The sequence below is a fragment of the Rhodococcus sp. 14-2496-1d genome, assembly GCF_002259365.1.
Lineage (GTDB): Bacteria > Actinomycetota > Actinomycetes > Mycobacteriales > Mycobacteriaceae > Rhodococcoides.
In genome coordinates this window covers 63166-75685 of the sequence record NZ_NPFV01000016.1, presented here as the reverse complement: position 1 = coordinate 75685, position 12520 = coordinate 63166, and the positions used below count along the sequence as shown (strand labels likewise).

Below are 12520 nucleotides of genomic sequence, written 5' to 3'. Positions count from 1 at the left end.
CCTGACCTCGAGGACACCGATGACTACGAACGAACCTGCCGTGCAGCCCGACTCGGACGCACACACACACGGGACGAACCCGAAGCAATCCCCCCTGACAGTAATCCGTGCCGCCGTCGTCGGAACCGTCGTCGAGTACTACGACTTCGGTATCTACGGCTACATGGCCACCACCATCGCCGCGCTGTTCTTCGTGTCCGACGATCCGACGGCCGCGCTTCTCGGCACGTTCGCCGCGTTCGCCGTCGCCTTCTTCCTGCGAGTTCCGGGCGGCATCTTCTTCGGACACATCGGCGACAAGTACGGCCGAAAGAACGCGCTGTCCTGGACCATCCTGCTGATGGTGATCGCCACCGCCGGAATCGGATTGCTCCCGACGTACGTCACTCTGGGAGTGTGGGCCACCTCGGTTCTTGTCCTGTGCAGATGCCTGCAGGGCTTCGCTGCAGGTGGCGAACTAGGAGGAGCCAACGCGTTCGTATCCGAGTCCGCGCCGACGCGGTGGCGCGCGACCCAGACATCGATGGTCAACACCGGTACCTACATCGGATCGTTGCTCGCCTCGCTGTGCGCACTGGCACTGAACTCGGTGTTCACCGACGAACAGATCCTCTCCTGGGCGTGGCGGATCCCGTTCCTGCTGAGCCTGGTGATCGGCGGTGTCGGCATCTGGATCAGGAACCGCCTGGACGACACCCCAGAATTCAAGGAACTCGAGAACAAGGGAGAGACGAAGAAGCTTCCCCTCTCGGAGCTCTTGAGCACGTCCGGCGGCAGTGTCGTGAAGATCATCCTGCTCGGCGCGCTCATCACCGGTGGTTACTACATCGCATCGGTCTACGCGGCCACGTACCTCAGGACCGAGGGCGGCCAGACCTCTCAGGCAGCGTTCCTGTCGACCTCGCTTGCCTTGGTTCTCGGAGTGATCACCCTCCCCATCTCGGGCTACATGGCCGACAGGTACGGCCGAAAGCCCGTGCTGTTCGCAGGCAGCTTCGCAGCCATCGTTCTCGGTGTCCCGATGTTCATGATGATGGCCGGCGGCACTCTGTGGCAGGCCGTCGTCGGACAGTCGGTGTTGTTCATCGCGGTGTCCGTGGTGAACGGGGCCTCGTACGTGACATACGTGGAGATGCTCAAGACCTCGGTGCGGTACACCGGCCTGGCCCTGGGGAACAACACCACGAACATGTTGCTCGGTGGCACAGCGCCTTTCATCGCCACCTACCTGATCTCGCTCACCGGTAATCCGCTCGCACCGGCCGGCTACTTCGTGTTCTGCGCCGTCGTCACCTTCGCTACGGTCTTCTTCGTGACCGAGACGAAGGGCACCGAACTGAAGACCGAGTGAGAGGCCCCTGACATGAACTTCGAGAACAAGACGATCGTCGTCACAGGCGCAGGAAGTGGCATGGGCCGAGTCGAATCGGAGATGCTGGCAGGCCGGGGAGCGAAGGTCTGGGTCACCGACATCTCGACGGCCACAGGTGAAGCCGTCGTGGCCGACATCCTCGATGCGGGCGGCCGGGCAGAGTTCTTCCAGCTCGATGTCACCGCACCGCAATCGTGGACGGCGCTGGCGAAGGCAATCGAGTCAACGGACGGTCACCTCGACGGACTGGTGAACAACGCCGGGGTCAGCCACCGAGCGGGTATCGAGGACACGACCGTCGACGACTGGCACCGCGTCATGAACATCAATCTGAGCTCGGTGTTTTACGGTATGAAATCCTGTGCGCCACTTCTGAAACAAGGTGGCGGCGGTTCGATCGTCAACGTGTCCTCCATCGCCGGGATGCTCGGCTACTTCGCGGCAGGATACGGTGCCAGCAAATGGGGAGTGCGTGGTCTGTCCAAGGTGGGCGCGCTCGAATTCGCCGAGTACGGGGTCCGAGTCAATTCGATCCACCCCGGCCTGGTCGATACTCCCCTACTGCATTCCGGCTCATCGGCTTTCGTGGAGACCAGTCTGCAATCGGTACCCGCGGGGCGCGTCGCGGACGCCGAAGAGATCGCAGAATCGGTCGCGTTCCTGCTGTCGGATTCATCGCGGTACATCACCGGCACCGAAATCGTCATCGACGGTGGACTGACGTCGGGCGGCATCTATCACCGCATCACCGACGAGTTGAAGGCGACCATTTGACACCTGCCACGCCGCGGCCGCTATGCGCGCAGCATCGCCCACACTTCGGGTCCTCCGTCGGGGAGTTGCACAGACGCGGTCACCCGGAATCCCAACCCTTCGTACAAGGCGAGGTTCGCTGTCGACGACGTCTCCAGGTAGGCCGGACAACCGTGCTCGCGGGCCTGCTGAAGACCGGGTTCGAGGACGGCGCGCCCCAAGCCCTGCCCTTGCACGGATGGATCGACGCCTACCGTCGCCAACAGCCACACCGACTCCGACGGCTTCAACGATTCGGTGGCTTCGTCTGCTCTTCGCGCGATATCGATGCGGTCACCATGCAATTGCTCGATGCGTTCGGCGACAGACTCGAATGCGTGTACTACGCCAACCGAAGACGGGGTGAGCCATACCGCCACCGCCGCAACATCATCGGAGACCCACACTCGGCCGCATCGCAAGCCGATCGTATCGAGATAGATGCGTTGCAGCGATGTCACCCGCTCGTGGTGATCATCGGCCGCGACGGTGTGCCGAGTGAACGGATAGTCCGAGAAAGCAAGGCCCAGTGACTTGGCAGCACGGTCCACGTCTGCCGGAACTGCAGGACGAATTGTCGGTTTCGCATTCACATGCGACAACTCTAGCTACAACCCGATGCGTTGCATCGATGCGCCGTCCCACGCGCCGTTGAAGAGCCGAAGTATGTCTCGGGCCCTGTGCTGTGTCTCCACCGGAACGCCAGGTTGCCTCCCCTTCACCTCGCATGTATGAAGGTGTGGCGATGGAACCCATGCCACCGATCGACTACGTGGAGCAGTCGACTTCGGGAGCGGAAAAGCGCAAGCAGCGTTGGTGGCGAGTGTTTTTCGGATGCATGATGATCTATCAGTTCATTGCCTTCGTCGTGTGAAACGTCGGGTTCTGGTGGGTGGCTCTGACGAGTGTTGCCCTGTGCGGATTGTACGAACTCCTGTGGGCCGTGCTCAACCGCTCCAATTCCCGCAGGAGGTAGCCGTTGAGTACGGCCGATCGAATTGCAGGAAGTCAGCGCTTGGATCGCTCGCCGATCACGGACGCGGCTGCCCCCACGACGAATACGAGCGCCGTCAGCAGGATGTTCGACCACAAGCTGAAGCGGCTGTCGAATGTAAGCGTTTGTGGCACAAGATTCTCCACGTTGTGGAGGTTCGACACCAGACTCGCCGCGACGGCCGCGACTCCTACTGCGACCACTCCTCGCGACCGCAGAGCAACTCCCCAGACCAACACCGCTACCGACATGGTCAACAGCGGAAGAAGTCCACGAATCGTCAAGTTGCCCATGTAGAACAGCAGTCCGCCCTGCACGACAACGACCGTGGCAACGCACAATCCAACACTGACCGCGAGCCAGACACGAACGCGCAGTTCGGTGCCCAATCTACGTTCACTCCATGTGCTGTAGAGAGCGACTGCCCCGATGCACACCGGCAGTGCAATCAGCCAATACGGACCCGCTGCCGGTGATGCGAGATACGCAGATCCGCCGAACCACATCGGACTCGATACCGACTCCCCGGAACCGAACGGCTGCCGAACGTAGAACGGCAGCGCGCCGATGAACGTCACCGCGATGATCAACAGCGGGACGGACAACCGCGCGGGCACGGCATGCGGTCGAGGATCGGCCCCGACCCCGCCCAGCCGACCGCGTTCTCTCGAGATTCTGTCCGGTCGATCGCTCACGCGCCCTCCCTCGAAGGTCTCAGCAAACCCTACGCCCGGTTTGTTTCGATTGTCCAAGTATCTGCCGAGTCGGCCGCACACGCCGCGCACAACGACAGAGCCCCGAACCGCATCGCTGCAGTTCGGGCCTCGTCGTCCCTACGCCGAAGGGATTGAGATCTCGAGCGGCCCCTAAGCCACCCTGTCTTTCTTGCGGTGAGGTGGCGGGTTCAGAATCATCGGATCGTTACTGAGGTCCCGGTACAACGAGACACACAGCCCGATCATGACGACCACGAAGGGTGCCGCTGCAATGATGGTCATCGTTTGGAGGCCGTTGAGCGCGTCGGAGCCTCCGGTCCACAGGATGATCGCCGCCGTTGCGCCGGTCAACGTGCCCCAGAACACCACAACCCACTTGCTCGGCTCGAGCGTTCCGCGCTGCGACAGCGATCCCATCACCATCGACGCGGCGTCGGCACCGGACACGAAGAAGATACCGACGAGCACCATGACGAGAACGGTCGAAATGCCGAACAGGGGCAGGTTTTCGAGCATTCCGAACAGCTGCGACTCGGTGCTGTCGCGGGTCGCGAGGTCGATGCCGTCCTGCTGTTCACCGATACCGGCACCGCCGAAGATCGCGAACCACACCAGTGACACAGCACTCGGGATCAGGATGACACCGACGATGAATTCACGAATGGTGCGGCCACGGCTGATGCGCGCCAGGAACATTCCGACGAACGGGGTCCACGAGATCCACCACGCCCAGTAGAAGATGGTCCACGACGAGAGCCACGAAGCCGTCTCGGGATCCGAGTTCGCCGCCGACCGGGCGGACATGTCGAACAGTTGAGACGCGTAGTCGCCGATACTCGTCGGAATGATGTTGAGGATGAACACAGTCGGGCCGACGACGAACACGAAGATGGCAAGGACCAACGCAAGCACCATGTTGGTGTTGGAGAGCCACTGAATGCCCTTGGAGACGCCGGACACCGCCGATGCCACGAACGCCAGCGTCAACAACGCGACGATGGCGACGAGCAACAGTGTGCCGCTCTCACCGATCCAGCCGACCACCTCGAATCCGGAACCGATTTGCAGCGCACCGAGTCCCAGCGATGCTGCAGTACCGAACAGCGTCGCGAAGATGGCCAGGATGTCGATGATCTTGCCGATCGGGCCTTCGGCGCGGCGACCTATCAAAGGAATGAACGCAGAGCTGATGAGTTGCTTGCGACCGCGGCGATACGTGCCGTACGCGATGGCCAGGCCCATCACCGCGTAAATGGACCACGGGTGCAAACTCCAATGGAACATGGTGGTGGCCATGGCAGTTCCGACGCCACCGCCCGTTCCCGGAGGCGGTGTGACGAAGTGAGTCAGTGGCTCGGAGACACCGTAGAACATCAGGCCGATGCCCATGCCTGCACTGAACATCATCGCGATCCAGCTGACGGTCTTGAATTCGGGCTTCTCGCCGTCTGCACCCAGCGGGATACGTCCGAACTTGGACACCGCCAGATAAAGCGAGAAGATCACGAACCCGGTGGCGGCGAGGATGAAGAGCCAGCCGAGGTTGGTCACGAGCCAGTTCAGTGTCGAGGACGAGACGGACTCGAGATTGTCCGGCACCACCAGGCCCCACACGATGATGGCAACCACAACGACGGCTGCAACACCGAAGACCACTCTGTCGAGTCGAGGCGGGCGGATGGCGGAGGTCGACGTCCCGTTCTGCCCGGCGTCGACCTCGTGACGGTCAGGGTCGGAAGAGCCGACCGGGATGTGAGTTCGGGAAGTCATAGATGCCCAGGTAACGCCGTATTTCGTCTGTTGGCAACTCGGAACACCAAGTCGTACCTGGGACGTGCCGCGACCACGCCGACGAAAAAGCCCCGAACCGCATCGCTGCAGTTCGGGACTTTTTCTTCTGTGCGCCCGAAGGGATTCGAACCCCTAACCTCTTGGTCAGAACTTTCGCCCTGGTCAGAGGATAGCGTGGTGGTTCCATTGAAGCGGGCCGCGTGATGACCCGTCAGAATTCTTGCACTGGCGTCCCAAAACAATTCTTCGGTCCGTTATGACCGGAAGGCGAAAATCACAAGCCGGTAATTCGGTACTTCTTAAGAGCATGACGTACACACCCGGGGGGATAGCCAAGTCGCTATCCGAAGAATGGTCAGTTCTTCTGTCGCAGTACATGATCAGCGAGCGCGCAGCGGGCAGACCGTGGACCACGATCGCGACTCGTAAGAGTCACATCTCGCGAATGGCACGTTGTTTGGACGTGGCACCCGAACAAGTGTCCGGCCCCATGCTCAAAGATTGGTTTGGCACGCAGGATCAGTGGAAGAACGAGACCCGTCGCGGCTACAGAAACAGCATGCGGAGCTTTTTCCGGTGGGCCTACAGGGAGCGACACGTCACGACGAATCCCGCGAAGGCGTTGCCCAAAGTCGCAGCGAAGAAGGCCAAGGCGAAGCCTGCCCCGGACCGCGTGTGGCTCGAATCGCTCATGGCGGCAGACATGCGCGAAGAGATGATGCTCGAGCTCGCGTGTCATGCCGGGTTCAGGCGAGGCGAGGTCGCAGTGTGCAGCACCGAAGACGTCCATGAAGAGTTCGACGGCTGGATGATCACCGCCCACGGCAAGGGCGGGAAGCAGCGCGAGGTTCCGATTTCCCCCGAGCTCGCAGCCCTCCTACTGAAGGGTGCGGCTTACCACACGCCAGGAGCTCCGAAGACGGGATACCTGTTTCCAGGTGACGACAACGGCCATCTTTCGCCGCGATGGGTGGGCACACTGTGCTCGCGCGTAATGCCCGGGATCTGGACCATGCACAAGCTCCGCCACAGATACGGAACTCGCGCTCTCCGTGGAACCGGGAATCTGCGCGCCGTGCAAGAGCTGCTCGGACACGAGTCCGTGGCCACCACCGAGATCTACACCGAGGTCGGCGGCGAAGAACGACGTGCCGCGGCCGCTGCCGCCGTCTACAGGGACGCTGCTTGATGTGCGTCCATCAAAACATCGAAGGGGAAGTCATGCCGATTTACACCGAGGTTGCTCTACTGCTCGGGCACATCAGTTCGACGTCGACCGAGGCGTACCTGGCAATGAGCTCGGAGGACAAATGACACGCTCGCAGACAGCCGTACTCATCGCGGCCGTCACAATCGCCGTGCTGGTGGCCACCGGCTCGTCCGTCCTATCCTTCACCGCTCTCGCAGACCTGGCCGCGAACAATGAGGTTCCGGCGTCGCTGGCCTGGATCGTCCCGCTCATCGTCGACGCGACGGTGCTTGGCTCGACGCTAGCCGTGGTGGTGCTGGTCGAGGGCAAGGCCTACGCCTGGTCGCTGCTGGCACTGTCGGCCGCGCTCTCGATCTCCGGGAACGTCGCGCACGTGTGGAACTCGGGCCCGATCGCCGTTGCGATCGCCGCGGTTCCGCCGGTGCTGCTGCTCGCGACGACCCACCTCGTGGTGCTGCTGGCGAAGAAATCGGCGCCGGTCAACGTCGAGCACGAGCTGTGCAAGCCGGTGCCGCTGTGGCCGGCCGATGTGAAGAATCACCAGTCGTCGGTACCCGACCTCGCGGGCAGCTGGAAAATGTCACGAGAACAGGAGAGCGCCGCCGCCTGATCTGGTACACATCGTGAGTGAAATCGACAGCAGCCGTCCTGCTTGCAGCGGTCTTACTCTGCGTCGGGTGTAGCAGTCAGACCGACGGTACGGCTCGATCGGACTCGGATCAGGCAGTGATCGACGCGGCCGAGAGCGGAGGCCTGTCGGGTTCGGCTGACGATCAGATCGCGGTCGGCCATCGGATCTGCAAGAGCATCACCACCGATGGGATGAGCGTCAACCAATCCCTCGGTGTCCTGATCGGAAACGGTATGTCCTCACAGGATGCCTCGACGATGCTCACGACCAGCGTGCGGGAGTACTGCCCGGATCAGTTACCGGACGTGCTCGAGGAGCTCGGGAACTAGCGACCGAAACGCGAAAACCGCCCCACCTCGGAGATAGCGAGGTGGGGCGGTTTGTGTGCGCCGGGGGGACGCTGCGATCGATCCTAGATCAGCGCGGCCACAGGGTCGGAAGAATCGCGTCGGATACCGATCGAGCTCCGGCGATCTTGAAGTGCACGCCGTCTCCGACGAACAGTCCTTCACCGCCGGGAGGTGTCGTGTACTGGGTGTCGACGACGAGGCTGCCGGCCGCGGTGCTCGCCGCATTGGCGATCGCCGTGCGGTAGTCGGCCCAGGTGATCGGCGGAGTCGCACCGGTGTAGTCGTATTGCATTGCCACGAACAGGAACTCCGAGTCCGGAGTCTGGGCGTTGACGTGGGTCGCGATGGTGACGAGGTCCGCTTCGAGCTGTGCCGCGGTACGGCCCTGCTCTGCGTCGTTACCGCCGAGCGCGATGATCACCAGATCCGGCTCGAGCGCGGCGAGCAGCTCGGGCAGCACGGTGCCGAGACTGATGTCGGTGTACTGCGCGAAGTCCGCCGCGGGCTTTCCTGCGAATCCGAAGTTGTAGACCTCGATACCGGTACGGTCGTCGACGTCGACGCTGCTGGTCTGACGCTCCAGCACGCCGAGCACCTGGATACCGCTCACGGCATTGTGGACCTTCACCGATGCGATTCCCTTGGCGTCGGTGTACGAGAACACTTCGACGTGCGTCGTCGGCGTGACCGTGTGGTGCACGAGCGTGTTGTCGCCGAGGGTGAGCGAGATCGTCACGGCCCCGGTGCCGTACTCGGGGTAGCCGCCGAGGAAGACGTCGATCGCGTACGTGTCGCGGAGCTCCCAAGTCAGTGACTTCGTCTGTCCTGCAGTGTTGCTTTCGTTGAGCCAGACCGAACCCGGGACGCCGTTGGTGTCGCCGGTGCGGTCAGCGGTGGTCGAGCCGTCGAACGAGGTGGGACGGAAGTTGTAGTTCCAGTGGTCGGCGTTCGGGGTGTCGGCCTGCAGCCACAGGCTCGCACGTACTCCGGCCTTGCGCGCGAAGTCCTCGGCGAGCAGTGCCGGCCACGTCTTGCGGACGTCGGGCACCCCGTCTGTGTATCCGGCCGCGAAGCCTTCGGCCTGGGAGTCGGACAGGACAGCGAGGCGGATCGCGCGCGCGTCGCGTCGGACGAGACGGTTGACCCAGTGTGGTGTGACGAGTTCGGGCATACGAGTGGAACCTTTCCGAAGGTGGTGGTGGATGCGAGGGGGCTCAGGTGTAGCTGGCCGAGAGCTGAATGCCGGCCGCGATTGCTGCGGTGTCGGTCGCAGCCGCGGCCGCGGTGAGCGCAGAGGCGATGCCGGTGCCGAGGCGCTTTCCGACCGCGCCGAATTGGAGCTGCGCGAGAGCGCCGGCCGCGACGGGCACGGTGAGAATCGGGACGTCGGTTCCGACGGTGGGAGCGGTTGCTTTGTTGTAGATCTTCCAGAACACCGCTGCGGCCGACGGATTGAAGCAGCTCATCTCGAAGAGGTTTCCGCCGGAGGCCTTCACCACCGCGGCATTCGTCGTCGCGGCCGTCGTGAGCAGGTACTGAGTCGGCGTGACCGGCGTCGTGGTGAATACTCCGGACTGAGAGACCGCGTGCGCCTGGATCGCGGGAGCGGGCTCGGTGGCGTAGAGGCCGCGCAGGACCGTCCATGCCGCGACGGAACCGGCGGTGACGGCCGTGGTGCAGCGGATGCGAATGTACTTGTAGGCGTTGACCGATGTCTCCCACGCGTTGCCCGCTCCCGCTCCCGCTGCGACCGCAGGGTTGGTGACGCCGGACTCGACCGTGTTGCTGTTGCTGCGGGCGGCGAAGATCTGAAACCACGTGCCGTCGGTCCCGTTGGTGGAATCGATCGAGCCCTCGAACGCGAATACACCGGCGGCCATGGCTGTGCCGCCGGTGTTCTTGAAGTGCATGACGACGTTGGACGCGCGGGAGACCTCGACGACGAGAGCGTCGTTGGCGGCTGCGAGAGCGCCTGCGCTGGGCGAGAATGCGGCGACTGCGGCTGCGAGTGCCGCGTTGCTGTTTTCGAGGTTCTGGAAGGCGCTGGGCATGGTCAGTTCTTTCCTGTGTGTAGGTCGATGAAGTTTCCGTTGCCGTCGGTCTCGATCCAGGCGTACTCACCGGGCGCGGTCGGAGCAGTAGGGCCGGCCACGGCAAACGAATTGCCCGCCTGCGGTGCGTCGATGGTCCGCTTCGGGATACGCGCGACGCCAAGACCGGCCCAGACGTGGGTGAACGCGGTGACATCGTCGGTGTCCCCGCCAGGCTGGAAGCCCTCGAAGAAGCCGAAGTTCGCTCCGTACGAACCGATCCGAGAATCGGCTACCGAGCGTCGGGTGCCGTCCGGCAGATCGAAGACTGCGGTCGTGCCGTTGAGCCAGCACTGCATCTCGTATTCGGTTGCGTAGTCGGTCAGCAGCGGGGTTGCGTAGTCTCCGGTCGCGAGCACCACCTGCCCTACACCTTCGGTCCAGACCGTGTAGTACCAGGTTCGGGCCGTCGACAGAAAATGGCACGGCATCGACACGTTCACGCCTGAGCTCGAATCGATGAGATCGTCCGCGATACCGAGGCACACCGTCCCGCCCGTTGTGCGAGTGCCGGTACCGGGAAGCATGCGGAACCGACCACCGATGCGAGTGATTCGCTCTCCCATATTCGGCGTGCGGGCATACATCGCTCGCGGACCCGACCCGACGCCGAGGAGTGTTCCGCCCGCCACCACCGGAGAGGCACTGCCGGAGAACGACATCGCGTGATTCGAGTCGAATTTCTCGGGCGGGGTGTACACGTTCGGCTTGTTCCCGAAGTACGAGAACAGTGCCGGAATCACGTCACCTCGGTCCGCGAAATTCACGGCCTGCGTGGGCGGATAGCGTCCGTCGAGCTCACCCTTGAGCCTCGTCCTCACCGGATCCGGCAGATTGGATTGGTCGTCGACCGTGACGAAGGCGCGAGCCATGTCAGACACCTACTCTCATGTAGTCGAGCACCAGTTCGGCCATAGCGTCTTCGCCGGCCTCGTTGAAGTGGACACCGTCCGCGATGTACAAGCTCGGGCTGGTGAGCTGGCCGCGGAGGTCGAGCGAGCGAGCACTGAGAGTCGCTGCGGTGGAGACGATGTTGTTTCCGTACGCAGTCCACGCGGCATCGGAATCGGGGCGGACTATGAACACGATCTCCATCTGCGCCGAGACCGAGCGGAGCCGTTCCGCAATCGTGGTCATCGCCGAGGACATCTCGGCCTGTGTGCGTCCGGTGCTCTTGTCGTTCGATCCGAGCGTAATCAGGGCGACGTGCGGGTTGTACGCAGCGATCAGGGGCAAGGTCGACTTGTCGGAACCTGTCAGCCACCCTGCTACCTCGAAGGCGCGGACCGAGGCCTGGGAGAGGTTGACCTGCGTGACGCCAGCGCCCTCGTCGCCGACGTGCTCGATGATGCCGAGGATGGCGAGACCGACCCCGACGTCGCCGCGGATCGACAGAGTCGCGCCGGGGTTGGTGATTCTGGTGATGACCCGATCGCCGACCGAGGACTTGGTGATCGACGAACCGGCGTTGGCTGCTGTGATGATCATGTTGCCGCTGTAGCCGGTCGTGAGAACGTCGACCGCCGTCACCCCGGCCGAGAGTGTGTACGACACTTCGTCCGCGTTGCTGGCGTGGCCACGCTGCAGCCATAGCGACCCGGGGATGCCGGTCTGGAAGGTCGGCACGTTCAGTGCGTCGAGGCTGCGGCCCGCGGGGAGCTGCTGTGCGGTGTTGAACGAGTAACTGGCGGGGCCGACGGGTGGCGACGGAGGCACCCATCCGCGGCCACCGGCCGGACGGCCGAGCTGTGCGCGGAGCAGCTCGGCAAGGCGCTGCGGCCAGACTTTCGCCCACGAGCTCGGGCCACCCGGTGCGCCGAAACCGTCGTTGGTCGAGTCGCCGAGGGTGAGCAGCTTGAGCCGGGTCGTGCCGGACGCGAGCGCCGCGGTCTTGTAGTAGCTGCTCGCCGTCGCCAGTGCGCCGTCCGGGTTGGCCACGGGTACGTCCGTCGAGAGGTAGAACAGGCCCGCCCGGGCGGTGTCCTCCACGAACGAGATCGGCGGTGTGGACGCAAGGTACGCGGTCACTGCTCGGGCGATGAGATCGGCCGGAGTGTCGTCGGGAATGAGCAGCGCCGCGGTGATGACGTCCATCACTCGACCGTCCGTCGCAGGAATGATGCAGCGGCCCTCGATCGATTGCCGCATTGCGCCGAGCTTGAGTCGGAAAAAGGCCGGCCCCGGCACGAGATCGGGCGTCGTGATGCCGGTCGATGTGATCGGGACGTGCACGGGCTTGTCGGTGAGGATGCCGTCGGCACCGCCGTCGCGGATGCTCGTCCACACGTCGAGGTATCCGGAGCCGTCGAAGTCGGCGATCTTGGCCAGGTTCTTGACCGGGTCGCTGAGTACGGTCATGATTCCTCCGATTCTTCGTCGTCGTTCGCGGGCTCGGGCTCGGGCTCGACGATCGGTTCCGTCTGCACGACGTCTGCGGGCTCCGGCTCGAGGACTCCGACAAACACGCTTCCGATCGAGCGCGTTTCGGATCCGATACTGAGATTCCCGTCGCTGAGGGTGAAGTACAGCTCCTCGGGATGATCATCGAAATTGACAGTGACGGTCTGCATTTGG

Annotated in this window: 14 protein-coding genes; 6 read left to right on the top strand and 8 right to left on the bottom strand. The window is 63.3% G+C overall.

Annotated elements, in window-relative coordinates; genetic code table 11:
- The first annotated feature begins 19 nt into the window (after positions 1–19).
- Positions 20–1351 carry an MFS transporter gene (locus CH296_RS11375; protein ID WP_094684779.1) on the top strand — a complete coding sequence of 444 codons (1332 nt, stop codon included), beginning with the start codon at positions 20–22 and terminating at the stop codon, positions 1349–1351.
- Positions 1352–1363: 12 nt separating this feature from the next.
- On the top strand, positions 1364–2146 hold the full coding sequence (locus CH296_RS11370; RefSeq protein WP_094684778.1) for an SDR family NAD(P)-dependent oxidoreductase: 783 nt from the start codon (positions 1364–1366) through the stop codon (positions 2144–2146).
- A gap of 20 nt (positions 2147–2166) precedes the next feature.
- On the opposite strand, the gene CH296_RS11365 is transcribed toward CH296_RS11370, so the two are convergent.
- A complete protein-coding gene (locus CH296_RS11365) occupies positions 2167–2757 on the bottom strand; it encodes a GNAT family N-acetyltransferase (protein WP_094684777.1) in 591 nt (196 codons plus the stop codon).
- 152 nt (positions 2758–2909) lie between these two features.
- On the opposite strand from CH296_RS11365, the gene CH296_RS29535 reads away from it, so the two are divergent.
- Entirely contained in the window at positions 2910–3038 is a 129-nt protein-coding gene (locus tag CH296_RS29535; protein WP_256980418.1) for a hypothetical protein, read from the top strand.
- Positions 3039–3172: 134 nt separating this feature from the next.
- Here the strand turns inward: CH296_RS29535 and CH296_RS11360 are convergent, their stop codons facing one another.
- Together CH296_RS11360 and CH296_RS11355 are read right to left on the bottom strand one after the other, a co-directional pair.
- A complete protein-coding gene (locus CH296_RS11360) occupies positions 3173–3853 on the bottom strand; it encodes a hypothetical protein (RefSeq protein WP_094684776.1) in 681 nt (226 codons plus the stop codon).
- 171 nt (positions 3854–4024) lie between these two features.
- Positions 4025–5644, bottom strand: coding sequence for a BCCT family transporter (locus CH296_RS11355; RefSeq protein ID WP_094631904.1), 1620 nt, complete (start codon positions 5642–5644; stop codon positions 4025–4027).
- A gap of 580 nt (positions 5645–6224) precedes the next feature.
- Here CH296_RS11355 and CH296_RS11350 point away from each other — a divergent pair.
- The 3 genes from CH296_RS11350 (at position 6225) to CH296_RS11340 (ending at position 7835) form a co-directional block, all read left to right on the top strand.
- Positions 6225–6854, top strand: a complete 630-nt coding sequence (locus CH296_RS11350; protein WP_256980417.1) for a tyrosine-type recombinase/integrase — start codon at positions 6225–6227, stop codon at positions 6852–6854.
- 121 nt (positions 6855–6975) lie between these two features.
- Positions 6976–7485 (top strand): DUF2637 domain-containing protein, encoded by a 510-nt coding sequence (locus CH296_RS11345; protein ID WP_094684774.1) that lies wholly within the window; start codon positions 6976–6978, stop codon positions 7483–7485.
- Positions 7486–7502: 17 nt separating this feature from the next.
- Complete coding sequence (locus CH296_RS11340) at positions 7503–7835, top strand: DUF732 domain-containing protein (RefSeq protein WP_094684773.1); 333 nt, start codon at positions 7503–7505, stop codon at positions 7833–7835.
- A gap of 88 nt (positions 7836–7923) precedes the next feature.
- On the opposite strand, the gene CH296_RS11335 is transcribed toward CH296_RS11340, so the two are convergent.
- From CH296_RS11335 to CH296_RS11315, 5 genes are read right to left on the bottom strand one after another with little or no spacing between them, the layout of a single operon-like run.
- A complete protein-coding gene (locus tag CH296_RS11335) occupies positions 7924–9027 on the bottom strand; it encodes an SGNH/GDSL hydrolase family protein (RefSeq protein WP_094684772.1) in 1104 nt (367 codons plus the stop codon).
- Between the two features lie 43 nt (positions 9028–9070).
- On the bottom strand, positions 9071–9907 hold the full coding sequence (locus tag CH296_RS11330) for a hypothetical protein (RefSeq protein WP_094684771.1): 837 nt from the start codon (positions 9905–9907) through the stop codon (positions 9071–9073).
- 2 nt (positions 9908–9909) lie between these two features.
- Positions 9910–10818 carry a hypothetical protein gene (locus tag CH296_RS11325; protein ID WP_094684770.1) on the bottom strand — a complete coding sequence of 303 codons (909 nt, stop codon included), beginning with the start codon at positions 10816–10818 and terminating at the stop codon, positions 9910–9912.
- 1 nt (position 10819) lies between these two features.
- Positions 10820–12304, bottom strand: a complete 1485-nt coding sequence (locus CH296_RS11320) for a hypothetical protein (protein WP_094684769.1) — start codon at positions 12302–12304, stop codon at positions 10820–10822.
- The gene (locus tag CH296_RS11315; RefSeq protein ID WP_094684768.1) at positions 12301–12516 is read right to left on the bottom strand and encodes a hypothetical protein; all 216 of its coding nucleotides are present in this window, start codon (positions 12514–12516) and stop codon (positions 12301–12303) included. The genes CH296_RS11320 and CH296_RS11315 overlap by 4 nt, the downstream gene beginning before the upstream one ends.
- Positions 12517–12520: the final 4 nt, after the last annotated feature.

What these genes read in the sequence shown, in the direction of transcription:
- CH296_RS11375 (WP_094684779.1), top strand. Translation starts at nt 20, where the DNA reads ATGACTACGAACGAACCTGCCGTGCAGCCCGACTCGGACGCACACACA.
- CH296_RS11370 (WP_094684778.1), top strand. Translation starts at nt 1,364, where the DNA reads ATGAACTTCGAGAACAAGACGATCGTCGTCACAGGCGCAGGAAGTGGC.
- CH296_RS29535 (WP_256980418.1), top strand. Translation starts at nt 2,910, where the DNA reads ATGGAACCCATGCCACCGATCGACTACGTGGAGCAGTCGACTTCGGGA.
- CH296_RS11355 (WP_094631904.1), bottom strand. Translation starts at nt 5,644, where the DNA reads ATGACTTCCCGAACTCACATCCCGGTCGGCTCTTCCGACCCTGACCGT.
- CH296_RS11350 (WP_256980417.1), top strand. Translation starts at nt 6,225, where the DNA reads ATGCGGAGCTTTTTCCGGTGGGCCTACAGGGAGCGACACGTCACGACG.
- CH296_RS11345 (WP_094684774.1), top strand. Translation starts at nt 6,976, where the DNA reads ATGACACGCTCGCAGACAGCCGTACTCATCGCGGCCGTCACAATCGCC.
- CH296_RS11335 (WP_094684772.1), bottom strand. Translation starts at nt 9,027, where the DNA reads ATGCCCGAACTCGTCACACCACACTGGGTCAACCGTCTCGTCCGACGC.
- CH296_RS11330 (WP_094684771.1), bottom strand. Translation starts at nt 9,907, where the DNA reads ATGCCCAGCGCCTTCCAGAACCTCGAAAACAGCAACGCGGCACTCGCA.
- CH296_RS11325 (WP_094684770.1), bottom strand. Translation starts at nt 10,818, where the DNA reads ATGGCTCGCGCCTTCGTCACGGTCGACGACCAATCCAATCTGCCGGAT.
- CH296_RS11320 (WP_094684769.1), bottom strand. Translation starts at nt 12,304, where the DNA reads ATGACCGTACTCAGCGACCCGGTCAAGAACCTGGCCAAGATCGCCGAC.
- CH296_RS11315 (WP_094684768.1), bottom strand. Translation starts at nt 12,516, where the DNA reads ATGCAGACCGTCACTGTCAATTTCGATGATCATCCCGAGGAGCTGTAC.